The sequence below is a fragment of the Candidatus Micrarchaeota archaeon genome, from assembly GCA_028866575.1.
Taxonomy (GTDB): domain Archaea; phylum Micrarchaeota; class Micrarchaeia; order Micrarchaeales; family Micrarchaeaceae; genus UBA12276.
In genome coordinates, this window is sequence record JAGWHU010000006.1 from 50,755 (window position 1) to 75,340 (window position 24,586).

At 51.2% G+C, this 24,586-nt stretch carries 31 protein-coding genes and 2 tRNA genes; 18 read left to right on the forward strand and 15 right to left on the reverse strand.

Annotation, left to right across the window (positions count from 1 at the left end; translation table 11 throughout):
- The first annotated feature begins 27 nt into the window (after positions 1 to 27).
- Positions 28 to 348, forward strand: coding sequence for a 4a-hydroxytetrahydrobiopterin dehydratase (locus KGI06_04310; GenBank protein MDE1871432.1), 321 nt, complete (start codon positions 28 to 30; stop codon positions 346 to 348).
- A gap of 5 nt (positions 349 to 353) precedes the next feature.
- Here the strand turns inward: KGI06_04310 and KGI06_04315 are convergent, their stop codons facing one another.
- Positions 354 to 872, reverse strand: a complete 519-nt coding sequence (locus tag KGI06_04315; protein ID MDE1871433.1) for a hypothetical protein — start codon at positions 870 to 872, stop codon at positions 354 to 356.
- Positions 873 to 1,013: 141 nt separating this feature from the next.
- Between KGI06_04315 and KGI06_04320 the strand changes: the two genes are divergently transcribed.
- From KGI06_04320 to KGI06_04335, 4 genes are all read left to right on the forward strand, one after another.
- Positions 1,014 to 1,085, forward strand: a tRNA-Val gene (locus KGI06_04320).
- A gap of 30 nt (positions 1,086 to 1,115) precedes the next feature.
- The gene (locus KGI06_04325) at positions 1,116 to 1,895 is read left to right on the forward strand and encodes a fused MFS/spermidine synthase (GenBank protein ID MDE1871434.1); all 780 of its coding nucleotides are present in this window, start codon (positions 1,116 to 1,118) and stop codon (positions 1,893 to 1,895) included.
- A 93-nt stretch (positions 1,896 to 1,988) separates the two neighbouring features.
- Positions 1,989 to 3,128, forward strand: coding sequence for a hypothetical protein (locus KGI06_04330; protein ID MDE1871435.1), 1,140 nt, complete (start codon positions 1,989 to 1,991; stop codon positions 3,126 to 3,128).
- Between the two features lie 66 nt (positions 3,129 to 3,194).
- On the forward strand, positions 3,195 to 4,106 hold the full coding sequence (locus KGI06_04335) for a mechanosensitive ion channel (GenBank protein ID MDE1871436.1): 912 nt from the start codon (positions 3,195 to 3,197) through the stop codon (positions 4,104 to 4,106).
- A gap of 4 nt (positions 4,107 to 4,110) precedes the next feature.
- Here the strand turns inward: KGI06_04335 and KGI06_04340 are convergent, their stop codons facing one another.
- Positions 4,111 to 4,860: a hypothetical protein gene (locus KGI06_04340; GenBank protein MDE1871437.1), complete on the reverse strand. Its 750-nt coding sequence runs from the start codon at positions 4,858 to 4,860 to the stop codon at positions 4,111 to 4,113.
- A gap of 54 nt (positions 4,861 to 4,914) precedes the next feature.
- Complete coding sequence (locus tag KGI06_04345) at positions 4,915 to 5,871, reverse strand: hypothetical protein (GenBank protein MDE1871438.1); 957 nt, start codon at positions 5,869 to 5,871, stop codon at positions 4,915 to 4,917.
- A gap of 92 nt (positions 5,872 to 5,963) precedes the next feature.
- Between KGI06_04345 and trxB the strand changes: the two genes are divergently transcribed.
- Positions 5,964 to 6,893, forward strand: coding sequence for a thioredoxin-disulfide reductase (trxB, locus tag KGI06_04350; GenBank protein MDE1871439.1), 930 nt, complete (start codon positions 5,964 to 5,966; stop codon positions 6,891 to 6,893).
- On the opposite strand, the gene KGI06_04355 is transcribed toward trxB, so the two are convergent.
- Entirely contained in the window at positions 6,879 to 7,799 is a 921-nt protein-coding gene (locus KGI06_04355; GenBank protein MDE1871440.1) for a hypothetical protein, read from the reverse strand. The two genes, trxB and KGI06_04355, sit on opposite strands and share 15 nt — an antisense overlap.
- A gap of 186 nt (positions 7,800 to 7,985) precedes the next feature.
- Between KGI06_04355 and KGI06_04360 the strand changes: the two genes are divergently transcribed.
- Positions 7,986 to 8,624 carry a PH domain-containing protein gene (locus tag KGI06_04360; protein ID MDE1871441.1) on the forward strand — a complete coding sequence of 213 codons (639 nt, stop codon included), beginning with the start codon at positions 7,986 to 7,988 and terminating at the stop codon, positions 8,622 to 8,624.
- A 1-nt stretch (position 8,625) separates the two neighbouring features.
- Entirely contained in the window at positions 8,626 to 9,897 is a 1,272-nt protein-coding gene (locus tag KGI06_04365) for a polysaccharide deacetylase family protein (protein ID MDE1871442.1), read from the forward strand.
- 1 nt (position 9,898) lies between these two features.
- Here the strand turns inward: KGI06_04365 and dinB are convergent, their stop codons facing one another.
- Complete coding sequence (gene dinB / locus KGI06_04370; GenBank protein MDE1871443.1) at positions 9,899 to 10,954, reverse strand: DNA polymerase IV; 1,056 nt, start codon at positions 10,952 to 10,954, stop codon at positions 9,899 to 9,901.
- 52 nt (positions 10,955 to 11,006) lie between these two features.
- Here dinB and amrB point away from each other — a divergent pair, with 52 nt between their 5' ends.
- On the forward strand, positions 11,007 to 11,831 hold the full coding sequence (gene amrB, locus KGI06_04375; GenBank protein MDE1871444.1) for an AmmeMemoRadiSam system protein B: 825 nt from the start codon (positions 11,007 to 11,009) through the stop codon (positions 11,829 to 11,831).
- Positions 11,832 to 11,892: 61 nt separating this feature from the next.
- Positions 11,893 to 12,531 (forward strand): hypothetical protein, encoded by a 639-nt coding sequence (locus KGI06_04380; GenBank protein MDE1871445.1) that lies wholly within the window; start codon positions 11,893 to 11,895, stop codon positions 12,529 to 12,531.
- Positions 12,532 to 12,572: 41 nt separating this feature from the next.
- Here the strand turns inward: KGI06_04380 and KGI06_04385 are convergent, their stop codons facing one another.
- From KGI06_04385 to KGI06_04395, 3 genes are read right to left on the reverse strand one after another with little or no spacing between them, the layout of a single operon-like run.
- The gene (locus KGI06_04385) at positions 12,573 to 13,811 is read right to left on the reverse strand and encodes a hypothetical protein (protein ID MDE1871446.1); all 1,239 of its coding nucleotides are present in this window, start codon (positions 13,809 to 13,811) and stop codon (positions 12,573 to 12,575) included.
- Between the two features lie 9 nt (positions 13,812 to 13,820).
- Entirely contained in the window at positions 13,821 to 14,609 is a 789-nt protein-coding gene (gene cysD, locus KGI06_04390) for a sulfate adenylyltransferase subunit CysD (GenBank protein ID MDE1871447.1), read from the reverse strand.
- A 3-nt stretch (positions 14,610 to 14,612) separates the two neighbouring features.
- Positions 14,613 to 14,918 (reverse strand): hypothetical protein, encoded by a 306-nt coding sequence (locus tag KGI06_04395; GenBank protein ID MDE1871448.1) that lies wholly within the window; start codon positions 14,916 to 14,918, stop codon positions 14,613 to 14,615.
- Between the two features lie 84 nt (positions 14,919 to 15,002).
- Between KGI06_04395 and KGI06_04400 the strand changes: the two genes are divergently transcribed.
- Positions 15,003 to 15,224, forward strand: coding sequence for a CopG family transcriptional regulator (locus tag KGI06_04400; GenBank protein MDE1871449.1), 222 nt, complete (start codon positions 15,003 to 15,005; stop codon positions 15,222 to 15,224).
- A 3-nt stretch (positions 15,225 to 15,227) separates the two neighbouring features.
- Here the strand turns inward: KGI06_04400 and KGI06_04405 are convergent, their stop codons facing one another.
- The gene (locus KGI06_04405) at positions 15,228 to 15,677 is read right to left on the reverse strand and encodes a peroxiredoxin (protein MDE1871450.1); all 450 of its coding nucleotides are present in this window, start codon (positions 15,675 to 15,677) and stop codon (positions 15,228 to 15,230) included.
- Positions 15,678 to 15,739: 62 nt separating this feature from the next.
- Between KGI06_04405 and KGI06_04410 the strand changes: the two genes are divergently transcribed.
- Positions 15,740 to 16,447 (forward strand): hypothetical protein, encoded by a 708-nt coding sequence (locus tag KGI06_04410; GenBank protein ID MDE1871451.1) that lies wholly within the window; start codon positions 15,740 to 15,742, stop codon positions 16,445 to 16,447.
- 179 nt (positions 16,448 to 16,626) lie between these two features.
- Here KGI06_04410 and KGI06_04415 read toward each other — a convergent pair whose 3' ends face one another.
- A complete protein-coding gene (locus tag KGI06_04415) occupies positions 16,627 to 16,785 on the reverse strand; it encodes a hypothetical protein (GenBank protein ID MDE1871452.1) in 159 nt (52 codons plus the stop codon).
- A gap of 165 nt (positions 16,786 to 16,950) precedes the next feature.
- On the opposite strand from KGI06_04415, the gene KGI06_04420 reads away from it, so the two are divergent.
- Positions 16,951 to 17,160, forward strand: a complete 210-nt coding sequence (locus KGI06_04420; protein ID MDE1871453.1) for a hypothetical protein — start codon at positions 16,951 to 16,953, stop codon at positions 17,158 to 17,160.
- Between the two features lie 6 nt (positions 17,161 to 17,166).
- On the opposite strand, the gene KGI06_04425 is transcribed toward KGI06_04420, so the two are convergent.
- Positions 17,167 to 18,132, reverse strand: a complete 966-nt coding sequence (locus KGI06_04425; protein MDE1871454.1) for a replication factor C small subunit — start codon at positions 18,130 to 18,132, stop codon at positions 17,167 to 17,169.
- A gap of 91 nt (positions 18,133 to 18,223) precedes the next feature.
- Between KGI06_04425 and KGI06_04430 the strand changes: the two genes are divergently transcribed.
- Positions 18,224 to 18,296: transfer RNA gene (locus tag KGI06_04430), tRNA-Pro, on the forward strand.
- 144 nt (positions 18,297 to 18,440) lie between these two features.
- Complete coding sequence (locus tag KGI06_04435) at positions 18,441 to 19,346, forward strand: hypothetical protein (protein MDE1871455.1); 906 nt, start codon at positions 18,441 to 18,443, stop codon at positions 19,344 to 19,346.
- Between the two features lie 22 nt (positions 19,347 to 19,368).
- Here KGI06_04435 and KGI06_04440 read toward each other — a convergent pair whose 3' ends face one another.
- Entirely contained in the window at positions 19,369 to 19,758 is a 390-nt protein-coding gene (locus KGI06_04440; GenBank protein ID MDE1871456.1) for a ribbon-helix-helix protein, CopG family, read from the reverse strand.
- Positions 19,759 to 19,886: 128 nt separating this feature from the next.
- Between KGI06_04440 and KGI06_04445 the strand changes: the two genes are divergently transcribed.
- Entirely contained in the window at positions 19,887 to 20,825 is a 939-nt protein-coding gene (locus tag KGI06_04445; protein ID MDE1871457.1) for a hypothetical protein, read from the forward strand.
- 4 nt (positions 20,826 to 20,829) lie between these two features.
- Here the strand turns inward: KGI06_04445 and KGI06_04450 are convergent, their stop codons facing one another.
- A complete protein-coding gene (locus KGI06_04450; GenBank protein MDE1871458.1) occupies positions 20,830 to 21,120 on the reverse strand; it encodes a helix-turn-helix transcriptional regulator in 291 nt (96 codons plus the stop codon).
- A gap of 62 nt (positions 21,121 to 21,182) precedes the next feature.
- Here KGI06_04450 and KGI06_04455 point away from each other — a divergent pair, with 62 nt between their 5' ends.
- Positions 21,183 to 21,359 (forward strand): DUF1059 domain-containing protein, encoded by a 177-nt coding sequence (locus KGI06_04455; GenBank protein ID MDE1871459.1) that lies wholly within the window; start codon positions 21,183 to 21,185, stop codon positions 21,357 to 21,359.
- Between the two features lie 18 nt (positions 21,360 to 21,377).
- The gene (locus KGI06_04460) at positions 21,378 to 22,028 is read left to right on the forward strand and encodes a thioredoxin family protein (protein ID MDE1871460.1); all 651 of its coding nucleotides are present in this window, start codon (positions 21,378 to 21,380) and stop codon (positions 22,026 to 22,028) included.
- A 3-nt stretch (positions 22,029 to 22,031) separates the two neighbouring features.
- On the opposite strand, the gene KGI06_04465 is transcribed toward KGI06_04460, so the two are convergent.
- On the reverse strand, positions 22,032 to 22,877 hold the full coding sequence (locus tag KGI06_04465) for a hypothetical protein (protein MDE1871461.1): 846 nt from the start codon (positions 22,875 to 22,877) through the stop codon (positions 22,032 to 22,034).
- An 88-nt stretch (positions 22,878 to 22,965) separates the two neighbouring features.
- Positions 22,966 to 24,279, reverse strand: a complete 1,314-nt coding sequence (locus tag KGI06_04470) for a DEAD/DEAH box helicase (protein ID MDE1871462.1) — start codon at positions 24,277 to 24,279, stop codon at positions 22,966 to 22,968.
- Positions 24,280 to 24,586: the final 307 nt, after the last annotated feature.

Sequence of the window (24,586 nt, forward strand, 5' to 3'; positions counted from 1 at the left end):
TTTAAAATTGGAGTGCGTGTTTATATCATGGATCTTAAAGGGAAGAAGTGCAAGCCGTGCGAAGGTGGAACGAAACCCATGGGCAAGAGGGAATCTGCAAAGTACCTCAAGTTCGTAAATGGATGGGTGCTTGAAGGCAACAAAATATCGAAAGAGATGGATTTCAAGGACTTCAATAAGGCAATGGCATTCACGAACAAAGTTGCTGCTGTAGCAGAAAGGGAAGGGCATCACCCTGACATGTACCTGCATGACTGGAACAAACTGCGAATAACCACATACACGCATGCCATAGGCGGCCTCTCAATAAACGATTTCATACTTGCGGCAAAGATAGACGGCATATGAATCGATTACAGATTGCGTATCCCGTGCTGCTCGCTTTCCCATTCTCGCCTGCCGGGGCTGAAAGTTACAGTCAACCCAAACTTGTGCCCGAACATTTTGTACGGGACAACGCCTATTTTGCACTCCGTGCAACCCAATGCATTGCTTATCGAGCCTCTGAGGCTTAGCACCTCTATGGGATTGCTTTCCGCATGTATTGACAGGTCGTCTGGCGCAATTATCACGGACCTGCACGAAGATACCCTCAGCTTTATGTTCTTCCCTATCAGCTCCTCTATTTTTTCCAGGTTATTTATCCATTGCCTTTGGGTAAAATGGGTAAGTATCCCTGATCTGCCCCCTTCCGATTCCATGTGCAGAATTGTGGCGATGCATCCGTTGAGGTACATGGTAACAAGATCCCCCTTTGAGGCATACTTGCCATCATACATTCCGACCTTGTTGCCTGGAAGACTGATTGGTGTAATGCCATCGTGATAAGCCCTTAGCATGTCCTGCAGTTTCAGAGTCTCATCATAAGCCAAATGCAAATTACTTTTGAAGTGCTTGCTGTGCAAATTACCACTTTTAGCTTATGCATGGGGGAAATATTTATACGTAACTGTGCATGCGGCGGGCAAGCATAAATCATTAATAACATTCAAGTGAAATTACACTACTGCATCGGGCCTGTGGTCGAATGGTAAGACGTTACCTTCACAAGGTAAAGATCAGGAGTTCGATTCTCCTCAGGCCCATACTGCACCATCGGAATGCGGTTGGCAATCATGAATCCCATTTCCTCAATCGAGAACGGCTTCATAAGGCTCGCATATCTTGCAAGCGGGTGGAAGATACTGGAAAGAAGGGGAAACATATTCGTGCTTGAGGACAGGGGAAGCATAATAATGAAGTGCGGCTATTCTACCACGTACTCCATACTCAACAAGAAATCAATTTACACGCACTCCTATTTCGATTACTTCATACCACTTGCGTACCTGCACAATAGGCCGAGGATACTCGTCATAGGCATGGGCGGGGGAACGATACCGCTGCAGATGGCAAGGCTCCTGGGTAGCGATGCGTCCATAGAGGTTGTCGACGTGAACGGCTCCATAATGGAGCTGGCCAAAAGGCATTTCCTGAAGGGCGAAAGCATAAAGACGGCAATAGGCGACGGAGTCGAATACCTCTCGGGAAAAAGGCGCGAGTACGATCTGATAATACTCGACGCTTTCGAAGGTCCAAGGATACCGCAGCAGTTCCTTGAGCGCAGGTTTGCCGAGATTGCCGGTGACGCGCTCGCAGATGATGGCATACTCGGCATAAACGTCGATACGATGGACGGCAGGGTAAAGAGCTACATGAAAATCATGCAGGAGCGCTTCAAGGTGTACAGCATAAGGCCGTCGCTCACGTCAACGAATCTTATACTTATCTGCTCCAAAAAACTTGACAATAATCAAATAGCTGATGCTGTAAATTCACGTATCAAGAAAACAGGGGAAAACGAATTCCTGGTAAGGAGGTACGCAGGCCTGCATTCCAATGGCAAAGGATATTAATCCCGTTGCCATAATACTAGGTTGGCAAGGCATGCACGTGAATTCGCCCTGTTTTCCTCATTGGTATGGAATAGTATGGAATATAGTGATCTGATGGATTATGGATTAGGCGTAGTCGGATTAGGGCACTGGTTCAACAGGCTCAACATAGGCATACAGAAGGTCGGGGGCCTTTCGCTGATGAAGGCTGTGGGCACGAAGCCGTTCGATCAGAAGGCGGAGGTCCTGCAGTCATTCGGCATAACCAGGGACAACTACTACATAGCGGATAAGGGGAAAATACCGGATGGGTTCTTCAACGGAATAGACGTGGTTCACATATCCGACCCGAACAGGTTTCATGCGCAGCAGATACAGGATTCGCTCGAGCACGGGAAATATACGATCACGGAAAAGAGCCTTGCAACCAATAGGAGGGAATTCGGCAGGATAGCCTCGTTCATAAGGAAGAGCAACAGCGAAGGCAGGGTATACCTCCATCTCCACTACGTGCACAAGCAGCCGTCGCTGATGCTTAAGGACCTGCTGCCCGGGCTTGTAGGCAGGTACGGCAGGATAAGGGAGGTCAAGGCAACCTTCTTCGAGAAGGCAAGCGAGGAGGACTCAAGGAGGACATGGCTGTTCGCGCCTGAGAACGGCGGCATATTCATGGACTGGGTGCACCCGTTCGAGGTGCTCTACGATTCGACAGGGTCCACGTTCGGGCACATAAAAGAGCTGTCGCTCTATGCAACAAACCTCTCCTACGATGGCAGGAACCCCACGGGGGTTAGGGCAATAGTGGAAACGAGAGGAAGGAGCTATTCCAAGGGCGCGCTTGCAGAAGTAAACGTTGCCAAGGGCGTTGACGGATTGCATGACTGCAAGTCGATAAAGGTGACATTCGAGAACGGCTTGTACGCCAGGCTGTGCTATGTCGGTGCGGGCGTTGAATCTGCATCATCGGAGAGGGGCACCCTCGAGATAGCCGGAATGCGCGACGGATCCGAGAAGGTCATCATGTCAAGCAGGCTTTCCGGACCCAACCCGTACGAGATATTCGTCGAGGACATAATAGGCCTGTGCAGGGGCAACAAGGTTGGCTTCGGGATAAAGGACATCGGCAAGATCTTCAAGCCCCAGTGGGAGTACCAGCGCCTCTCGAAGTCAAGGGAGCTCATAAGGAACAATGCAGATGTATCCGGGTTCCTGGAGGGTGGCGTATCCGGAATGGGGTACAACAATTCAGAGTGAGTCTGTTCCGCAAATAATCCACATTTAAATAATGTTCTGTTTTAAAGTAAAGAAGGTGCGACCAACATGCCGGACAAGAGGCTGAACGCAGGCTCGATAATAGAGCCGCTGCTGGTTATACTTTCGATAATCGTCTACGTCATGGCAAGGGCGTATCCGAACATGCAGCCGTTCGCGTCAATACCAGAGGCCGCTGCGCTGGCCCTCCAGGTTGCGCTCGGGCTTTCGCTCATATTCATGGGATCCGCCATACTGGACTTCTACGGCAGGTCCATAAGGAACGAGCGCGATGTCCGCGACACCACGCAGGTGTTCAGGCTCATCGCATACCCGATACTGGTCCTTGTGCTGCTCCACACGCTCAACATATCAATAGGCAGCTTGCTGGTCGGCGCGGGGTTCCTAGGCATAATAATAGGCCTTGCGGCGCAGACAAGCCTCGGGAACGTCTTCGCAGGCATTTCCATAATATACGCCAGGCCATTCGCCGTAGGGGACAAGATAACCTTCATACCCATGTATACCGGGAGCCAGCCGCCCACGTACCCGCATGACGTGCTTATGACATCGATAACAGGAACTGTGAAAAGGATCGGCATTGTATACACGAGGTTGCTCAGGGACGACATGTCACTCATATACATACCAAATGCAGCTCTAAACCAGGGCTATGTCCAGAACCACAGCAGGATGGACGAGAAAATGGTAAGGATAAGGCTTGACTCAAGCAGGGACATAGACATCGAGTCCTTCAGGAAAAGGCTGGTATCAAGGCTGAAGAAGGAAAACGAGCAGGAGTACGACAAGCTGATGGCGCTTGAGGCCAAATTATCGCTCATGAGCACCCCTGACTCAATAGGCATCATAATAACAGCAAGGGTGAAGATACTGGATTACGACAGGCTGAGCCAGTGGCTGCTTGAAAACTCGATAAAGGCCCTGAACGGCAGCAAGAAGGGCAGCCCAAGGCAGGACTGACTTCTCAGTAAAGATTGCATATGTCCGTCTCGACATTCCTCATGAATGGCATCATCTTGAGCACGTCTTTCTGGTTTTCAGCCCACCTGCGCTCGTGCTTGTCTGAAGCTACTATCTTCAGCTTCCTTATGCCGAGGTTTATTGCGGCTATCTCTATGTCAGGCATTATGTCTATTATGCTGAAGGCGTTGAGGCAGTACATGGACCACGGGTCTATGTGCAGCTTGTCCGCCAGCTCCCCGTATTTCCCGGTATAGGGCTTGCCTATGGCCAATACGTACTCCTCGTGGGATTCCGGAACCCCGAGCTCCTTGACGTCCATAGTCCTCACGCTGGTCTCTATGCCAGAGTCCCTGAACTTCTGCAGCGCGTTTCCCTGCAGCTCAACGTTAAGTGATTCGACGTCCACGGGGCTGGCGAATGATTTCTTCTCCTTGATGAACTGGCTCACGAGCACGTTGTTCACCATCTCGCTGACCTCTATGGACTTGTTGGAGGCCTGGTATACGACGTTGCATGCGCCGCATTCGTTGTGCTCGAAGAAGAGTATCCTCTTTATCCCCTCGTTCTCCTTGAGGATTATGTCAAGGGTTTCCTCAAGGCCGTTGACGTTGCCCCCAGCATTCCTGACGAACATGACGCTTCCCGGCTCGTATTTACCTGCCTCTTTGTCAAGCGCCTTTCCGAGCCTCCTGTCCATGCAGGCGCCTATTATGGTTTCTATTCCCGTTTTCCCGTCTTTTGTTGCATTCATCGCAAGACCTCTTGATTCGTTGTTTTTTGAATGTGAGCCTGGTAATATTTATTCCTATTGCACTGCGGACCTGGCGAGCGCGGAGTCGCAGAAAGGCATCGCGTCATAGCCCTGCGAGCGGAGGTTCTCGGCGAATGGGGCTGCATTGGTCCCGTATGTGAGTATGCTTTTCGCGCCGGTTTCCTCTATGTAGTCAACGCTCTGGCTGAAATCCGCATGGTCGCTGAGGGGGAACTGCACGTCGGTATTGAACCTGAAGGTCTTGGCGAATCCGGTTGCCACAGCTGTGTACACTTTCCTTCCGTGCGCTGATTCCAGGACGGATCTCATCGACGCGAGGTCCCTGCTGTCCGTTATGCCGACGAAGTTGTCCCTAACTATGCTGTCGTAATCATCGTCGCCGTATGCGGATGAGTATGAAAGCCTTATGCCGTTAAGGGAATACACCCTGGATACCCTGCTTACCTTCCTGCTCACCAATGGCTTTATGCCGATGTCGTTGAATATCGCTATCAGCTCCTGCGCCTTGCCCATCGCATATGCGCTGAACACCACTATGCCATTCCTGAGCCTCTTGAGCGTCCAGTCCTGTATTGCAGATTCCACTTCCTGCTTGTCATCGAACCTCGGGAAGGAGCTCGGATAGGTTGAATCCATTATGAGTACGTCTGTGTCAAGCACCTTTATCGGCCGAGCGGTCTTCGACCTTGCGGTCTGGAAGTCACCGGTGTATGTTATGCGCCTTCCTGACGCGCTGTCGTTTACAACGAGCTGCCTTGAGCCAAGCATGTGCCCTGCCTCAACCATCTCGAATGCGGATCCATCTGCCCTGTTGCGTATCTCGATGTTGTGCGCCTGCTCTATCAGTTGCAGCGTCTGCTCGCTCGCGAGTATGCCCTTCGACGCCCTTACAGCGCCTATGTGGTCCGTGTGCGCGTGCGATACGAAATCCACGTCCGAATCGTGCTCCCTCCTGTCAAGGGATATCCTGGTATTATTTGATTGGATCATCTGGTCGCCATCTGCCGGTCGTCAGCAAAATACCTTAAAAGTATTATACGACTGTGTCATATTTAAATATTTACATCAGCCTAATATTACTTATGGAAAAAGTAGAGGATCTGATTATAATAGGCGGAGGACCCGCAGGATACACTGCAGCGATATACGCGGCAAGGGAGGAATTCAGGCCCCTGGTGATAGGCGGCGCGCTTAGCGGGGGCCAGCTGATGCTCACCAGCGCGGTTGAGAATTATCCGGGGTTCCCTGACGGGATTCTCGGCCCTGAGCTGATGGACCTGTTCAGGAAGCAGGCCGAAAGGTTCGGCGCAAGGTTTGTTGACGACAACGTTTCAGGTGTGGATTTCTCAAAGAGGCCTTTCAGCGTGTTCGTGGACAAAAGCGAGTACAGGGCGAACTGCGTCATAATAGCAACAGGGGCTTCTGCGAAGTGGCTTGGCATAGAGTCGGAGCAGAAGTTCATAGGCAAGGGTGTCAGCAGCTGCGCGACCTGCGACGCGCCTTTCTTCAAGAACAAGGACGCGATAGTTGTCGGAGGAGGCGACACAGCCATGGAGGACTCGATGTTCCTAACAAAGTTCGCAAGGAGCGTTACGATAGTGCACAGGAGGGACTCATTCAAGGCAAGCAGGATAATGCAGGAAAAGGCGAAGTCAAACCCTAAGATAAAGATCATGCTGAACAGCGCGGTGGAAGAGATAACGGGCAACGAAAAGGTTACCGGTGCTAAGATAAAGAACACTGCAAGCGGGGAAACGACCGACATGAAGATTGATGGGGTGTTCGTTGCCATAGGACATTCCCCGAATACCGCTTTCCTCAACGGGGCGCTCAAGCTTGACGAGCACGGCTACATAATGACAAAGGATGAGGTAAAGACAGACATAGATGGCGTATTTGTGGCGGGTGACGTATCCGACAGGGTCTACAGGCAGGCCGTCACAGCTTCAGGCAGCGGCACCAAGGCTGCGCTGGAGGCAAGGAACTACCTCCATGGACTAGGAAAGTTCTGAATCAATTGCAGGGCTCTTTATGCCCATCTTGCTTATGTCGAAGATCCTCTTGGCCTGGTATTCTATGCCGCCGGAAAGCACGTACGTATCCGTATCGTGCACGTCCTTCAGGAACCTGGACATGTAGGCTGAAAAATTGCCGTTGTTGCACACCAGTATGCTGCCCCTTAGCTTGGAGAATTTCTGCTTGTCCATGTGGACAAAGTCGTTAGGATTGACGGCCAGTATCGCGCTGCCGTCTATGTCAAGCTTGTCAGCAACGTATTCAAGCGGCTCCCTCCCCAGCCATATGAATTTCGAGCCGGTGTACTTTATCAGCCTTCTGGAGGTTTCCATGTCCACGAAATTGGAATCAACATTGCCATACCCGATGTTCATCTGGCTTGCTATGCTCTCCTTGCTTTCCTTGACGTCGCCTCTCAGATACTCCGTCATCTTCTCCAGGAAGGTGAATATAGCCCTGGCATCATCGGTCTTGAGCCCGTCCACCTCGCCCTCGCCGTTGCTTGCGCCGGTATTCATGTGTATGTACAGCGACGAGAATTTCATCCCGGTGTAAAGCGTTATGTTTATTATGTTGCTGTATGGTATGGACTCGTATTTTGTAGGGGAGAAGACGTTGTGGCCTGTCCACAGCGACCAGAACGACGGCTTGACAACTATGACGCGCTGGTTCGTGGCCAGCACCCGCATAGGTGCAAAGGACTTGAGCAGGCTCTGCTTCGCCTCTATGACTGTGTATTCATCCTTGTACAGTATGTGCCTCAGGACATTGTAGCATCTCTCGCTGTGCAGATGCCTTGGAAGAAAATTCCCCGGAAGGAACAACACTGCCTTTTCTATCGCGGCTTCGATAGCAGAGATGTCACGACTTGCATCCCTTTCCGCCGAAGTGTTCTCGGCCATTTGCATCACCCAACAACTCACCCATTATACTATGCATATAAGTTAATATAAGCGTTTCCGAGGTTATGTGGTATTGCGGTATATGTGCATTTTGGCATCTCCGAAACAGTTGCGCCAAAACAGGAAAACCTAAAATTTTGAAAGCAATTAAAAGCTTGAAAAAAGCATAGCATTATGGTGGATGGTGTGGATGCACAGGGCTTCGGCGAGGCCGAGGGCAGCAACATAGAATGGGTAGGGCAGCTGCCGTTCAGGCTGCAGGAGAAGGAGATGATACTGAGGCAGGTGAAGCCCAAGTTCCTGGGCTTCATGCTCTCGAGAACATTTGGCGCGTACATAGCATTGGCCATGTTCATGATCGCGCTCATTGCAATTTCCGGCATACTCGTACTCCCTGCGTACATTGCCCTCGGGGGTGCGGGGATACTCATCCTGATGTTCGTAATAGTGTCGATAAAGCCGCTTGTGACGTACGGCAAGTTCCTTTATTGGATAACCAACCACAGGGTAATAGGGAAGAGGGGCGTCATAGGCTACAGCGTGGATTCCATACCGTTGGAAAACGTGACGGACGTAGTGATCAACAGGAGCACGATAGACAGGCTGCTCGGACTTTCTTCGCTGATAATAGTGCCCATGACGACCGCAAGGACCAGCGGCAACTCGCCTGACGAGCAAACGCAGAACCCCAACTTCTTCCCCGCATTGAGCCCAGATACAGCCGAGGAGTTGCAAAAACTCCTGTTCGACCTGAAGGACTCAAGGAAGAAGGAGCTTTCAGCAGCGGCGGCACCACCGGTACCAACCGCGGTTGCAGGGAGATAGAATGCGCAGCATGAAGGTGCTTTTCGTAATGCTATCGCTGCTAGCGCTGGCAGGCGTTTCCAGGGCGGATTCTATGGTGACGATACTTGATTATCACCAGTTCGCGCCCAACGGCACCGAGACAAGCCAGTACATAACAAACTACAGCGTATTCATGAAGCAGATGGACTGGCTGCAAAGGAACAACTACCACACCATAACGCTGGCAAGGCTGGTTGATTACATGGCGAACGGAACCCCGGTGCCGCAGAACACCGTGGTTCTCACCTTCTCCGACGGCTGGAAAACGGACATAACTTTTGTGCAGCCGGTGCTGAAATCGCACGGGTTCGTAGGGACATTCTGCATCGTTGCAGGATACATGGCTAATTCCTATCCTGCATTCATGAATACTTCCGATGTCAAGTACCTGCAGGGCCAAGGCGACGAGATATGCGGCCACACGTACAACCACCTGAACCTTGTCAATCCATCGGAGAACCCGAATGACGAGGCTGCAAATTGGGTGCTCGAGCTGAACGTATCAACAAACATGTTCAGGAGCAACGGTATAAACGTGACGGATTTCAACGTTCCGTATTGCCAGTACAACGAGTCGCTTGTAAGGTGGGTAGAGGCGTTGGGCTACAGGGCCACAAAACTGTGCGAAAACAACTTCCAGAACTTCAGCGATCCTTCCATAGACCCGAGGTTTGATTACACGATGTTCGGGACCAATGCGCCTTACTGGGGCATAACGGATGTAGAGCCGAATGCGACGCTTGCGAACATAACCGTTTTTGCAAACCTGGTAATGGACGGCGACAGGGGTCCTCAGGCCACGATTACCACTACAATAGCAACAACGGCAATCAGCTCGACAACAATCCATTTTGCGACAACGACGATAAGCCAGAATTGCATGTACAGGAATTCGGGAGGGGCGGACGACAGCGGTTGGTGGTGCTTCACAGTGCCAGGAAACGATTCGGGGGAGGAGCTTAGCTGGGTGACAAGATATTTCGGGATATGCACAGCTACGCTTGTTTCGGACAACAACATACCTCCTGACGCAAAGACATATTCTGGGGAGGTGCTCAGGATACCCAACGGCAAGGGATGCCCGGTCGCGGCCATCGCACCGGATCCTGGCATTACAATATACCCGATAACGATAGGCAACACAGGCCCGGGCAAGAAGCCGATATTCGGGCCCATAACCTATGCCGTCATAAAGATGATCAAAGATCTGGGCATGAAGTTCTTCAGCGTGATAGAGCAGGAGATAAAATAGATCACACAAGGGCCCTTTGGCCCGTTCTCTTTTCCAGCATGTAGACCCTTACGCCTACCTTCCTCACGCTCCTGCCGCTCGTGATTTCGGCGAGCAGCGGCAGGGCTATGCCCTCCAGCGCCTCTATTGAATCGGCATAGTTGCTGATCTTCCTGTTCTTTATGCGCTCGGTGAAATCGGAATACCTTGCCTTTACCGATATCCCTTTGAACCACATCCCCTTTTTTTTGACTTCCAGTATGACCTCATTGGACAGCTTCCTCGCCATGCTGGCAATCTTGGCCCCGTCCCTTGTGTCGCTCTCCAGCGTCCTTTCCCTGCCTATGGAAAGCACAGCGTCGTAATTGCCGCTTACCCTGCTATTGTCCATCCCGTTCGCAAGCAGGAAAAGCTCCCTGCCGAATGCCCCGAACATCTCTATCAACACGTTGGGGTCCGCTTTTGAAAGCTGGCCTATTGTAGTTATGCCCCTTTCCCTGAGCCTGGCCTCGCTGCTCCTGCCCACGCCGAGGATGCTGCCTATGCCCTTGTCCTTCAGGAACTGCTTGATCTCTTGCTCTTTGAGTATGCCTATGCCGTTGGGCTTGGCGCTGTCGCACACGATCTTGGCGTATGTCTTGCCCGCGCATATGCCTATGGTGCACGGCAGCTGCATATCCTTGTTTATCTTATCCTTGATGGACTTTGCGAGAGTTTCCGCGTCCGGATAGCTGATGTCGCCTATGTCTAGCGCAGCCTCGTCTATGCTTATGACCTCCGTCTTGAATCCGTAACTTTTCAGCATCTCCATCACCTTCCCTGAAACCTGCTCGTAGAAATTCTCGTCGGATTCAAGATATACCAGATCCGGATCCAGCCTCAGAGCCTGCATCGTCGGCATGCCGCTGCGTATCCCGAATTTCCTGGCCTCGTAATTGCACGTCTGGACAACCCCCTTCTCCTTCCTTGCTATGGTTGCAGTGCCAACGACCAGCGGCTTTGATTTCAGATCGGGGTGCCGGGACTCCTCGCATGCTGCGAAGAAATAATCCATGTCAAGGAACAACACCAGCGGCAAAGACACACCCACGGAGAAACAAATAAATTAGAGAACGGAATGTATATATAACATGAGAGGCAGCGTCTTCCAGGGGATGTTCTACCCGTCAAGCAGGCCGGAGATACGGAAATTCGTGGAGTCATCTGTGAAAGATGCGGAAATCGGCGAGGACGTCGATGGCGCGAATGCGTACGTGTCACCGCATGCCGGATACATGTACTCCGGCGGCACGGCAGCATACACCTACAGGGCGCTGATGGAAAACCGAAAACTCAAAGATGCTGATTCAATAGTGTTTGTGGGGCCCAACCATACGGGTAACGGAAGGCCCATATCCGTATCGATGGAAGACTGGGAAACCCCTGCGGGGAAATCGCTGAACGACAGGAAACTCTCGAAGGAGATAGCTGGAAGCTCAGAATACATAGACGTGGACGAGGAGGCCCATTCCGGGGAGCACTCTATAGAGGTGCAGCTGCCGTTCCTGCAGTGCCTTGCGCCCGAGAAGAAGGTATCAATAATATGCATGGGAGACCAGGGCCTGAAGGCAAGCAGGATACTGGCTGATGCGATAATAAAGGCATCGGAGAGCACTCGCAGGAATATACTGGTGATTGCAAGCTCGGACTTCAACCATTACGAATCCGCTGAAACTGCAAGAAGGAAGGACATGAGGCTCCTGGATGCAGCAAAGTCCCTTGACAGCGCAGGCATCATAAGCCTTGCTGGCGAAACAGGGGACAGCGCGTGCGGGATAGGCCCGATTGCGGTTGCGATGCTCTTTGCAAAGCACAGCGGCTCTAAGAGGGGTGCGGTGCTCAAGTACAGCAATTCCGGGTACGCAACAAAGGACTATTCAAGCGTTGTTGCGTATTCATCGATTGCATTCGTATAATCAGGAAAAGCTATTTAAATCCTCTCATCTTTATATAATGGAACAATGGGGGAGTATGTATATGTTGAAAATAGCACCCAACACTAGGGCAATTGGCATTATCCTGGCGCTTTCATTTCTGATAATGCAGTTCGGCGTACTGCAGTTTGGTGCACAGCCTGCACAGACGATAACGGGGCTTTCTGTATTCGATGTATCCCAGAGCAGTGCGACAATATACCTGAACAGCAGCCTTGCCATACCGTTCACGATGAGGCTCACGAACGGCACATCAGGGACATCTTACTTAATAGTGGCCAATGGTGCGGCCCTACAGGCAAACGGCATATACGTAGGCATAAATCCGAGCAGCGGATCGCCGTCATTCAACGGCACGTTGTACATAAACACCAACATAAACAGCAGCGTGGTTCCGGGCACGTACGTGCTTAAGATAGAGAGCGGAGGCGCAGACCCACTGTATCCGGGGGTATTCAACTTCACGCTTACAGTAATGAACACAGCAGTGCCGATAACTACGCCGCCCATATCCGGGCACACGACATCCTATTCCGTGACATCCGCCCCGACAACCGTTACGCAGTCGCAGGGCGGCGGATCGCTTGGGGGGCTGTCGATGTCAAGCCTTGAGATAGCGGGCATAATAATAGTGATAATAATCATTGTTATCGTGCTGTTTGCTGTTTCCAGGAAGAAATAACGGGATGCAGGCCCGTTTGATGCCTGCACATTTTTATATTTTTATTCTACTATGCCTACCCCTATGAAGTCCTCGTTCCTGTATATCGCGAATCTTCCTAGCTCGCCGTACTCCTTGAACCTTTCTACAGGATAGGGCTTTCCGAGATTTACATCAGCATACACAACGCTGTTTGCCGCAACGCCCTTTGAAGGCGAAGGTGCAGAATACGACCCGGATATGGGCGAGAGCACCCTCTTTATTTTCAGGCCCTTTAGCTGCAGCTCGTGGCTGTTTATGCGTATCGAAAGGCCGGAGCCGGCCTTCCTGCCTTCAAGCCCTTTTATCAGGAACATCTTTGCTCCGAAAGAGCCCCTCCTGTGCGGGGCCTCGCCCTTGCCGTATATGACGCTGCCGCGCTCTATGCCAGTGGTGCCGCCGAACATGATAGCCACGTTTGTGCCCGCATGGGCAGACCTTACTTTCTTCCCCTTCACGTATATGCTTTTTATCGTGCCTGTCCTGCCTGAGGGCTCTATCCTTATCGAGTCGCCAGACTTCATGGAGCCGCTGTACACTATCCCGAACACGGATTCCCTGCCGTCTATTTCCATGCTGTCCTGCACGAATACCCTGAGCCCTTTACCCTTTTTGCCTGTTCTGGAATGCCTTGCGGCAAGCTCCCTTATGAGCTCAAGCATAGGCTTCCCCTTGTACCACTTCATTCTCCCAGATTTCGACACGAGGTTCTCGTTGTTGTATGCGGATATTGGCACGTAAGCAACGGGTCGGCCGAAACCTATGGAGCCAAGGTATTCGGATATTTCGCCCTTGGCGCTTTCGAATACCTTCCTGTCGTATTTCGCGTAGTCCATCTTGTTTACCGCGACTATGAGCGCCTTGGTGCCGAACATGCTTGACAGGAATATGTGCCTCTTCGTCTGCGGCCTGAATCCCTCATCGTCCTTTACGGATACCATCAGCACAGCTATGTCGCTGTTGGAGGCCCCGCTCATCATGTTCTTTATGAGCTCGAGATGCCCCGGCACGTCTATGAGCTCCAGTATCGCGTTCCTGTAGACCAGTTCCGCCCTTGTGGTGTCTATTGTCATCTCCTGCTCCCTTTCCTCTGAGAAGCTGTCCAGTATGTGCGCGGGTTCGAACCTCTTCGACCTGCTCGCTTTCCTGACCTCGCTTATCCTTGCCTGGGTGGTCGAGCCCGTGGCTATCAGAAGGTTTCCTATGAGTGTGGATTTCCCGTGGTCCTTTTCGCCAAGCATTGTTATGACGTACTTGTCCATGCAATCATCTCACATGTATCCAAGGGCCCTGAGCTTTTCCATGATGTATTCCTTTTCCTTGTCCTGCTGCCTGCCGCTCCTTTCCTCGGTTTTCGTGCCCCTCAATTCTGCTATTATCTCCTCTATTGAATCGGCATCCGACTTCAGCGGCACGGTGCAGTGGGTGCACCCGAGGCTCCTGTACCTGTAGCCGTTCTTAGCGAAGTATAGCGGGTTCATCGGAACCTTTTCCTTCTTGATGTAGCTCCAGATATCGATCTCGTTCCAGTCAAGCAGCGGATGTATCCTTATGTGAGAGCCTTTCTTGTCAAGCTTTGACGTGTAGTTGTTCCACAATTCAGCTGGCTGGTTCTTGTAGTTCCACTTGAACTCCTTGTCCCTTGGCGAGAAGTATCTTTCCTTCGCCCTTATCCCGTGCTCGTCCCTCCTTATCGAAACTATGAGCGCGTCGAACCCGTGCTCGTCCATTACCTTCTTGAGCGCCGTCGTCTTGTTTGCGCCGCAGCACGCGAATCCGGACATCTCCTCCTTTATCTCGCTCCTCGCGACTATGAGCTTCATCTTCCACTTCCTCGCCAGTTCCTCCCTGAACCTGTACGATTCCGGAAAATCTATGGAATTGTCTATGTGTATGACAGGGAATGGTATCTTCCCAAGGAACGCCTTCCTGGCCAGCGCGAGCATGGCCGTTGAGTCCTTGCCCATGCTCCACAGCGCCGCCATGTTCTTGAACTTGGAGTTCGCCTCCCTTATTATGAATATGCTTTTCTCCTCCAGCTTGTCCAGATCTTGCTCCATCATCTATATCGCCTTCCTGTTAACGTCAAGCTCCTTGAGGTACATCGTTGCGCCCTCAATGCCCTTACTTGTCTCCTTTATTATGGGAATCCTGTAAAGCTGCCTGTAGCTGCCGTCATATATGACAGCATATGCCTCCCTGAGGCTCATCTTCCCCTTCAGGCTGCTCGGATACACCACATAGTAGTATTTCGCCCTGTCCTTCAGCATCCTCTTCCTGAAAAGGCCCCAGTTCCTCTCATCTGGGTTCCTGCTGAACTCCCCAATGAATGGATCGCTCCCCGTTGTCTTGGCTCTTGCCCTTGGCACCATAACACCTTATTATACATAATTATAGAAAAATTATACATAATTAGATATAAAAACCTTTTCATCCAAGCTATTACAGATACTATGAAAGTGAAAAGGGCCAACAAGACCGCCTTTACGAGCATATCCATACCTACGCGCCTTTTCGCGAAGGTGGAGAAGCACATCTCCAATACGGGCTTCCCTTCGGTGTCAAGCTACGTGGCTTTCATACTGAGGGAGGTGCTGAGCGAGAAGGGGAACAGGAAGGCGGACTACGAGGCAGAGATAATAAGGGCAAGGCTCAGGGAGCTCGGATACATGTGACCATCAGCCCGGAAGCGCTGAAAGCACTTCCTTCTCATGCCCAAGTGGCTTCACCCTCCCGAATATCCTAATTATCTTGCCGTCCCTGCCTATGATGTATGTTTTCCTGAGAGTGCCCATACCGAATACGCCCTTGTCGCCGTATGCACCGTACTCCTTTATTGTCTTGCTTTCGGGATCGGAGAGCAGCAGGAAATTGAGCGAATACTTGTCGCAGAACTTCCTGTGCGAGTCCGTGCCGTCCTTGCTTATCCCTATCACCTCAGCATTCTTCCTCCTGAAGCCTTCAAGGGACTCGTTGAAGCCCTTTGCCTCTATCGTACATCCAGGGGTATCGTCCTTCGGATAGAAGTACAGCACCACAGTCCTGCCCTTGAAGTCGCTCAGCCTGTATGTCTTCCCGTCAGCGCCCTTCAGCGCGAACGCCGGGGCCCTTGAACCCTCTTTTATCATTTAAGCACCGTATTGCTTATTAAATTGAAATTTATTAATCATATCCGTATACTTTGGCTATAATGCATACTGCAGGTGATACCATAAAACTGAGCATGCCCAATTTCCTTGGCAAGAAACCACTCATTACCATAACCGCAATAAACATAAGGCTTCACGGGTACATGCACTCAATAGCCGGCATGGACGTAAGGGAAGACAGCTTCTCCATAGAGGTCCCTTTCAGGAACAAGACGCACACGGACATGCTCACCGATGCCGCATCTTTCAAGTCCCAGAAGGCGGAGCCGATAAAGGTCAAGGGGATAACCGTTGCAGATCCATTCAGGCTGATTTCCGTTGATCCGAAGCCGCCGATAGAGATAAAGGCGGATGACAGGGTGGTGTTCAAGCTTGTCCTGGCCGCGCCCTCTCACAGCTATTCCGGCCCGCTGGGCATAGCCTTTGAATCCGACAGCGCCGAGATGGTCCATATAGAGATCTCAGGGACGGTGCTTGAGGCAAAAGGCGTAAAGGTTCCCATAGAGACATCCTCAAGGATACTCAACCTGCCGAAGGGGCAGATTTTCACTGAGAAGATACAGCTTTACAAGGGATTCAGCTTCGGGGACACGATCAGCAGCATAGAGGTGGCGCACCCGTTCAAGTTCGTCAGCTCCCAGCCGAAACTCCCGTTGAAGATAGACAACCCGAACAGCTACATACTGGACATACACATTCAGCCCCCGCCATCCTCTTATGCAGGGAAATTGGAGGTCAGGATAAGCTAATTGTGATAACATTCCAGTTGGGTACCGATTTGCATCGATACCCAAAACAGAATTCGGTATTAGACTCGTGCTCGATTCACGTCAGATATATGCCTGTCGTAGCATGAAGAGCAACGGGCAAGCGAAATTCCATGCAAGAAAACCTCACTTGCATTGCTCGTATAGTCATTGTTTCCACATCATCTGCGTACAGTCATCGCACCATATGCCTTGCACCTTGGCTTCGTATTATTTATGCTTACCATCACTATTGCGTTCCTGTCCAGCAGCGGGTTCCTCCTTACAGCCTTTGCCTCAACCCTTTCCTTTGCTTCCCAAATTCCTTTTTCGTCGCCCATTTTTGTCACCCGGATATCTTGTATCTCTAAATCTATAATAAAGCCTACGCGATGTTTCGGTAATAATGACGAATAGCGGCACCGCAACGCCGTACGGTGATTGACGGAGGGCAGCTAAAGGTTTATATATGAACCAATAGAGAGAATCAGTTAACAGTGATAAACATGGTAACAACCACATCAGGGAATGAGACAAGCGCACCCGACGGAAGGATAAGGGAATACCTAGAGCCGCTAGGGGGCAGAAGGAAGGGCTTATCAGAAAAGAATGCAAGGCTGCTTTCGTTGATAAGGACTGAGGACCTTCACCCGAAGAGGGCCTCGGCAAACAGCAAAGAGCCGTATTTCAGCGGCGACGGATGGAGCAACAGGTAAACAGGCTCACTTGTTTTTTGCGGCGAGCGCCAGCCCTGCAAGCATCGCTTCAAGCTGTATGCGCTCGTTCGCCCCTTCGACTATCCTGAAGTTGTACTCCCCTATGTCCTTTATTATCGAGAGCTTTGCCCTCTCGTCTATTCCGGTTATGTTCTGGACCTCCTTGTAGCACTGCGTTAGTATGTCCTCGGCGCTCATGCCGTGCTTGAGCATCAGGTTGTCCAGCTCGTTCCTCGCGTTCATGAAATCTGCGCTCACAGCATACTTGAGCATGGACATTATCTCCTTGGGCCTAGCCCTTGCCGCTATGTCGTATATGCTTGACTCGTTTATCCTCTTGTGCTGCGCCGCGGCGCTCTGGAGGACGTTGGTCAGCCTTCTCAGGTCGCCATCGCCAACGTATATGAGCGCGCCGATGGCCTTGTCGTCTATGTCAAGCGACTCCGCATCTATTATGCGCTGCACGTACTTGCGCATGTCCTCCTCGCTCAACGGGCGAAACCTGAAGACTACGCACCTGCTCTGTATGGGCTCTATTATCTTGCTGGCGTAATTGGCGCTGAGTATGAACCTGGTTTCTGACGCGAATACCTCCATCGTCCTTCTCAGCGCGTGCTGCGCATCAGCGGTGAGCGCATCGGACTCGTCAAGGAATATTATCTTTATAGGTACCTTCGCTATTGATATGGTCTTTGCGAATTCCTTAACCTCTCCCCTAATTACGTCTATGCCTCGCGCATCCGACGCATTGAGCTCCTTGAGCGCTGCATGCACGTTGTCCCCGTAGAGGTCGTTGGCCATGGCAATGGCGCACGCGGTCTTACCTACGCCAGGAGATCCAGCGAATATCATATTAGGGAAATTCCCCCTCGATACAAAGGACTTCAATCTTTCCACTATCAGCTTCTGGCCTATTATGTCGTCTAGCGCCTTGGGCCTGTATTTTTCAGTCCACGGTAAATCGATAAGCATGAATCCCACTACAAAGAACAGAACAGTATTATTTCGTGAAAGGTATTTATTAACTTTTCCTTAAATACTTATCCGTCGTAAATCCTAATCCGGGGAGCTACGCTAACCTGGCAGACTACCAGCCTTGGGCGCTGGCGATCGGAGTTCAAATCTCCGGCTCCCCGTTTGTATTCTGGGACATAGATAAGCGAGAAAAATTAGAGTTCATTGTTTTGAACTAAAGCCTGTACTTAAAGGCTTTTTAGGTGCAAAGCCGCATGAAAACTTAGCTATAAATATCTCCCGAACGAGAGGTTTACTGTGATGATGTGGTAACAAGGAAGGCCACCACAATGACCTCTGAATTGTTCGAGAGCATGGAAAGGGACAGGGACTATATTTCAATAGCAAGGAAAATCTCATTTATGCTCCGCCGCGATCCGGATATTGCCGAGCTGATAAGGCCGATTGTTGGGGCGGCTACACGCGGTGACTACAGTTCGCAGAAAGCTGTGAACCAGCTGGGTAGGATGGTGAACCTGCACCTTCTCACATGGGAGAGCACCTTAACTGCGCCGTGGAAGAGGAAGATAGAGTCGATTGCCAGCAACATTGCGCTGAATCTCGTGCAAAAATATCCGCAAACAATACGTTTCAATCTGAGTCTTGACGAGGCGTATGCCTTGAAAATGCCGCGGCATGACTTACCGCACAAATGGGGTATGAGCACGACGATAGGCCACCAAGCTGCATACCATGAGGCTGCAGCAAGGGCCATCCTGGACGGGCATCCGGAATTCCTTGACATTACGGAAAAACTGCTTGATGGCAAGAGCATTTACGAATCCTGCTCACTGGTCACGGTGATCGCCAGCCATATACCGATCCTGAACGACATAGTAGACAGGAATCCCGTACTGCTGTACAAGCCGGTATATGCGAACTACAAGTACACGACCCTGGGCGAGGGCCTGATAAAGGAAATGGTGGATGACCTGAGCACCAGGCGCTTCAGGGGATACAACATAACCGCAGTCTCGGAGATATTCGGGAAGATGGTGAAGAGGGATCCGCAATTCCTGCGCATAATGGACGAGCACCTTATCCAGATAAGCGAGCGCAAGGAAATCTTCAGCGATATCAAAATTGGGGAGCTCGGGTTCCTTAAGGACCACTTCAGCAGGCACGAATCCAACCTGACAGAGATACTTAGGAGACTCTACAGGGAAAAATAGCATGGCGGAAAATTACCAACGGTCATCGTTTATCCACAACGGTGCAGGTGACTGACTTTATCGACCTGCTGCTCTTCGCAGCGCCGAAAAGCTTCCTCGTGGTGTCAGCGCTCGCATGCATGCTCAGTATGTCGACGCATGTGCTTGCGTGATGATGGTGCATTGCTGAGCTTATGTCCCTCTCGAACATGTGGAGCATGTCCGACACGTAGTTCTTTTCGCCATCCGCATATGTAAGCACGAAAACGCTTTCCACGTTTCCTTGCAGCGATTCCAGCTTCTCGTAGTCCTTTATAAGGCTCTGCAACGCGCTCCTCAGCATCTTGGACCTGCTCCTGAACCCCAGCTTCCTTTGTATGCCATTAAGGCGCATCAGCGATTCCCTGTCTATAGATATGCTCAATATCTCCAAACAACCACCAAGTTAATAACTTTTCACGGCAAAAGCCGCATAGTTAATAACTAATACAGAAATATTTATTAACATTTATTAACGCTGCGCTTTGAATTATATACGCAATTGACCCAATCGGTGTAATGTTGTTAGGAATAGGATTCATACTGAATCCCTCGCAGGGGCTGACGCTCGGAACGATAATACTCATATCCTTCATACTCGGGCTGCTCCACGGCGCAACGCCAGACGAGCACACGTGGCCTATAACGTTCAGCTATGCGATAAGCAGCTACAGCTCCAGGAAGGGCATGAAGGCAGGCTTCATGTTCTCCAGCGGCTTCACCATACAGCGCGCATTCCTGACAACGCTCGGCTTCCTTGGACTTGCAGCAATATACAAGAAGTACAACCTTGACGGGCCAATATACATAGTTGTCGGAATAGCTATGCTCGTTGCAGGCATGTACATACTGAACAAAAGGAAGTACATACACATACCTTTCGATTCGCTGCTGAAGGGCAGGAGCCACCACTCTGAAGAGGCGGAAAGGATAAGGCCGCACGAGGAGGACGAGCCGCGTGAGGTATCGTTGAAGGTTGCAACCCTGCACGGGCTTATAGCGGGGTTCGGCTTCGGCGCATATGCCACTATATTGACGTTCATACTTGCGCCGCAGGTTCCCAGCCTGATATATGCGCCGCTCCCGGGGCTCTTCTTCGGCATCGGTACAATGATAATGCAGATACTTTTCGGGGCTGCTTTTGCCTATCTTGCAAGGATCAAGAAGCTCAGCGAGAAGGATGTCAGCTACATAGGCAGGAAGACAGGAGGTAGGACGCTTTACTACGGGGGCATGCTGTTCGCGCTGATAGGAGTGCTTGTAGTCGCATTTCCAGCTATAAACAGCTTTGCAATAAGCACCGGCAACCCTATACCCAATCTTGATTCCGTAGGCGTTGCAACGATACTGGTGCTTCTTGTGGTGGGCGTAATAGGGATAGGAAGCCTGGTAAAGGGTTTCATTGACATATCGAAGATCGATGCAACAGGCAGGGCAGCAAAGAGGCAGGATAGCAGGTGACGCGTTACACGCGTTTGCCTACCTTCGCCATCTCATTAAGAACCTTGGAGAATTCGGATCCCACTTTTGTAAGCTCGTATTCCGTTGAGTTTTCGCGGCCCTCGGCGCGCCTTACAACGAGCCCCCTGTATTCCAGGTACTTCAGAGTCCTTGAGAGCGCGGTCGAACTCATGTTGCAGTCCCTCTTTATCTGGTTGAACTTGTTGTGACCCATGAGGAGGCACCTTACTATGTGCCACCTCTGCTTCGTGCTCATTATGTCCAGCACTTTGGAAACGGAATCAGGATTGCGCATGGTCACACCTGTGTTACTGCCTTACTTAAATAGCTGAGTTATTATAAAAATCATGTGGTTTCATGGCAAAGAAATTTGCATGCAAGGACATAGGAATGTCCTGCGGGTTCAAGGCAAGGGCTGCAACCGAGAAGGAATTGATGGAAAAGATAGCGGAGCACGCGATGGATGCGCACAACATGGCGAGCATAGACGCCGCAACAATGGCGAAGGTGAAGGCGGCGATAAAGGACGCATAAATACTGCAGGTGCGGAATATGGCCATAATAGACGACAAGCTTAAGGAGCAGCTCAGGGACACATTCTCTAAGGAGCTAAAGGGTAACGTAAAGATATGGCTCTTCACGAGTAAAAGCGAGGGGAGGTGCCAGTACTGCGGCGTTGTAGAGGACCTGGTGAGGGAGCTTTGCAGCTTAAACGAAAAGCTCGGCATGTTCTTGTATGACATAGACGACCATCCGAAGGAGGCAGAGGTGCTGGGCATAGAGCGCGTTCCGGCAATACTGCTGCACGGGGCATCGGCCTACGGCATATATTACTACGGAATGCCGACAGGATACGAGTTCGGGTCCCTTGTCGATGATATAATGGACGTGTCCAGGTCAAGGAGCGGACTCTCACAGGAATCAAAGAATGCCCTTCGGGGCATAGCCAAAAAGGTGGACATAAAGGTGTTTGTAACGCCGACATGCCCGTATTGCCCGAAAGCGGTCAGGACGGCGCACCAGATGGCACTAGAAAACGGCAACGTGAAGGCAAGCATGATAGAGGCCATGGAGTTCGCAGCACTCTCCGAAAAATACGGCGTCATGGGCGTGCCCAAGGTTGTTATAAACGACAGCATATCCTTTGAGGGCGCAGTATCCGAGGAGGCTTTCGTGGAGCAGGTCAGGAAGGCCTTGAAGTAGGATCTACTCCTTGACTGACAAAAAGAACCTTGATTCCTTCTGGGGTATTCCGCTGCTGTATACCCAGTTCGCCTCGGAGTACCTGCTGACCGCAAGCTTCCTGGCCTTTCCTATTATATCGTTCCTTTCCACAAGGTCCATCTTCGCCATGCCCTTGTACCTCTTTGATATGCTGTCAAGTGCCATCTTCCTGAGCCCGTTCTTGTAGTAGTCCAGGCTTTCGCCCTTTACCCTTGCGTATTCCTTTATCCCGTGGAGGTCCTTTATCCAGTTCAGGTCCTTCTCCTCGAGCCTCAGCACAGAGCCCATCCTTTCGGCGTCCCACTTGTCTATCGCTATGAAGCCCCTGTACAGGAACGTATAGTCGAGGTTGACATTCTGCTCGTGCCAGCCTATGGGCTTGCCGTCAAGCCTTATGAGATCGGTGTCGTCCATCTGCACCGATTTCTTGGGATTCACGATCTCGGCTATCGCCTCTGCCATTATGCCGCCGAAGAGGTCCTTTATCATCATGGGATTGTTGAATGCCGCGTTGCCCGTGACGCCTATTATGCTGTAGGAGAGTATGTTGTCATCCACATATAGCAGAAGCCCATCCGTATCGCGCCTGGATGCCGCTATGTAGTTGCTTATGCCCTCTATCCTCACCATGTCCATCCCGTCGGAACACGGGAATATGACAGCTGGCTTGTTGAAGTTGTAGAACCTGATGAATAGGTTGTCAGTCTTCCCTGCGAGATCCGTAAGTACTTTGTCTATCGCTATGTTGGTAGGCGCGCCGAGCCTGTCGTACCCCATGTATTCTGGCACCTTGCGGCGCGCATATGTGAGGTTTACAAGCTCCTCCATTTTCAACACGCAACAATACAAGATTATTAGGATATGTTTATAAATGGTTCGCAAAGATTAGGCGTTTTCCAGTACTTCAGCGGCAGGACTAGCCGCTGCTCCCGTATTCGTGCCTCTTGGCCCTGAACGGCTTCCTTTCGGAGCCTCCCCTGTTGCCCCAGCCGCCGCCCTGCCTGCCGTCCCTGCCGCCCCTGAAGCCGCCCCTTGGCCCTTGCTGCCTGTGGAAGGGTCTTCCCCTCGATTCCCTTCCCCTGCCCCTGGCCTCCGGCAGCCTCAATCCGGTAAATTTCACCGTTTCAAGCTTCAGGTGCTCCATCTTCACGTTGGCCATGCTCCTTGTGGCTTCCATGAGCGACTCCTGGTCGTAGCCGAATATCGTGAAGGCCCTGCCGTCCTTGCCCATCCTTGCCGACCTTCCGACCCTGTGTATGTATACCTTTGGATCCTCCGGAGCGTCGAAGTTTATGACATCGGTTATGTCAGGTATGTCAAGCCCCCTTGACGCGAGGTTGGTAGATATCAGGAAGCGCGCGTGCTCCCTGAATGCGCGCAGCGACCGCTCGCGCATCGACTGGGTGAGACCGCCGTGCATGACTATGGCGTCATGGTTGTTCAGGCTCAGGAACCTGTGCACGTACTCGGACTCGCGCTGCGTGGATGTGAATATTATGCACTTCTTCGGGTTGAATTTCTCTATGTAAGCCATCAACGCCTCGAATTTTGTCCTTCCGCTCGCTATGAAGTAGCCATGCGTTATCGTTTCGACCGTAAGGTTCTCCTCGCTGCCCACTGTGAGCTTGACAGCATCGGGGCGCATGTGGTGCCTTGCTATCTCCGTTATCTCCCTCGGCATAGTCGCGGACATCAGTATCGTCTGCCGCTCCCTCGGTGCCATGGATATTATGAGCTCCACGTCCTCTATGAAGCCCATGTCAAGCATAAGGTCAGCCTCGTCCAAGACCAGGAACTTTATCCTGTTCAGCTTCAGCGAGCCCCTGTCCATCAGGTCTATGAGCCTCCCTGGGGTGCCTATGACTATGTCGGCACCGTGCCTGAGGCTCTGCATCTGCACGTTTATGGATGCGCCGCCGTAGACTATCGCTATCCTTATGTTGCTGCCCTGGCTCAGCTTCCTTGCCACGGCGCTCACCTGCACTGCAAGCTCCCTTGTCGGAAGCACCACCAGCGCCTGCGGGTAGCCCCTAGGCTCCATGTTCTGGAATATAGGGACAAGGAATGCACCGGTCTTGCCGCTTCCCGTCTTTGACCTCACTATGAGGTCCTTTCCGTCCAGAAGCACAGGTATTGACAGTTCCTGCACCTCAGTCATCGTGTTGAAGCCCATTTGCCCCAACGCCCCAAGCAGGTTCTGCTTGAGATTCATCTCTCTGAATTCTTTCAATCTTTTCACCTGAAAAATAGGATCAAACTACTGTACGCGGCGCGGATTCCCCTGCAACATACATACAAGAATAAGCAACATGTGCCATCATTCCCTACCATTCTTTCCAATTTTCTAGTAAACATTAGATACTTGCAATATATTAAGGTTTTGATTGCCAGGCGGTGTAGAAATCCTTCCAAAACAAAATAAAATGATTCATGTACCTGTAAATATTGTACACAATATCGACTACAACCATCTCCTTTCTTTGCATACGGAGCAGTCTACTCCTAAGACCATCTCCAAACTTGTTCTTCTCGACAAA

Coding starts and splice junctions, on each gene's coding strand:
- cysD (MDE1871447.1), bottom strand. CDS start 14,609: ATGGAGCAAGATCTGGACAAGCTGGAGGAGAAAAGCATATTCATAATA.
- KGI06_04410 (MDE1871451.1), top strand. CDS start 15,740: ATGCATACTGCAGGTGATACCATAAAACTGAGCATGCCCAATTTCCTT.
- KGI06_04415 (MDE1871452.1), bottom strand. CDS start 16,785: ATGGGCGACGAAAAAGGAATTTGGGAAGCAAAGGAAAGGGTTGAGGCA.
- KGI06_04385 (MDE1871446.1), bottom strand. CDS start 13,811: ATGGACAAGTACGTCATAACAATGCTTGGCGAAAAGGACCACGGGAAA.
- KGI06_04405 (MDE1871450.1), bottom strand. CDS start 15,677: ATGATAAAAGAGGGTTCAAGGGCCCCGGCGTTCGCGCTGAAGGGCGCT.
- KGI06_04325 (MDE1871434.1), top strand. CDS start 1,116: ATGAATCCCATTTCCTCAATCGAGAACGGCTTCATAAGGCTCGCATAT.
- KGI06_04365 (MDE1871442.1), top strand. CDS start 8,626: ATGCGCAGCATGAAGGTGCTTTTCGTAATGCTATCGCTGCTAGCGCTG.
- trxB (MDE1871439.1), top strand. CDS start 5,964: ATGGAAAAAGTAGAGGATCTGATTATAATAGGCGGAGGACCCGCAGGA.
- KGI06_04450 (MDE1871458.1), bottom strand. CDS start 21,120: ATGCGCAATCCTGATTCCGTTTCCAAAGTGCTGGACATAATGAGCACG.
- KGI06_04420 (MDE1871453.1), top strand. CDS start 16,951: ATGGTAACAACCACATCAGGGAATGAGACAAGCGCACCCGACGGAAGG.
- KGI06_04335 (MDE1871436.1), top strand. CDS start 3,195: ATGCCGGACAAGAGGCTGAACGCAGGCTCGATAATAGAGCCGCTGCTG.
- KGI06_04425 (MDE1871454.1), bottom strand. CDS start 18,132: ATGCTTATCGATTTACCGTGGACTGAAAAATACAGGCCCAAGGCGCTA.
- KGI06_04340 (MDE1871437.1), bottom strand. CDS start 4,860: ATGAATGCAACAAAAGACGGGAAAACGGGAATAGAAACCATAATAGGC.
- KGI06_04400 (MDE1871449.1), top strand. CDS start 15,003: ATGAAAGTGAAAAGGGCCAACAAGACCGCCTTTACGAGCATATCCATA.
- KGI06_04345 (MDE1871438.1), bottom strand. CDS start 5,871: ATGATCCAATCAAATAATACCAGGATATCCCTTGACAGGAGGGAGCAC.
- KGI06_04330 (MDE1871435.1), top strand. CDS start 1,989: ATGGATTATGGATTAGGCGTAGTCGGATTAGGGCACTGGTTCAACAGG.
- KGI06_04380 (MDE1871445.1), top strand. CDS start 11,893: ATGTTGAAAATAGCACCCAACACTAGGGCAATTGGCATTATCCTGGCG.
- KGI06_04310 (MDE1871432.1), top strand. CDS start 28: ATGGATCTTAAAGGGAAGAAGTGCAAGCCGTGCGAAGGTGGAACGAAA.
- KGI06_04355 (MDE1871440.1), bottom strand. CDS start 7,799: ATGGCCGAGAACACTTCGGCGGAAAGGGATGCAAGTCGTGACATCTCT.
- KGI06_04460 (MDE1871460.1), top strand. CDS start 21,378: ATGGCCATAATAGACGACAAGCTTAAGGAGCAGCTCAGGGACACATTC.
- amrB (MDE1871444.1), top strand. CDS start 11,007: ATGAGAGGCAGCGTCTTCCAGGGGATGTTCTACCCGTCAAGCAGGCCG.
- KGI06_04465 (MDE1871461.1), bottom strand. CDS start 22,877: ATGGAGGAGCTTGTAAACCTCACATATGCGCGCCGCAAGGTGCCAGAA.
- KGI06_04455 (MDE1871459.1), top strand. CDS start 21,183: ATGGCAAAGAAATTTGCATGCAAGGACATAGGAATGTCCTGCGGGTTC.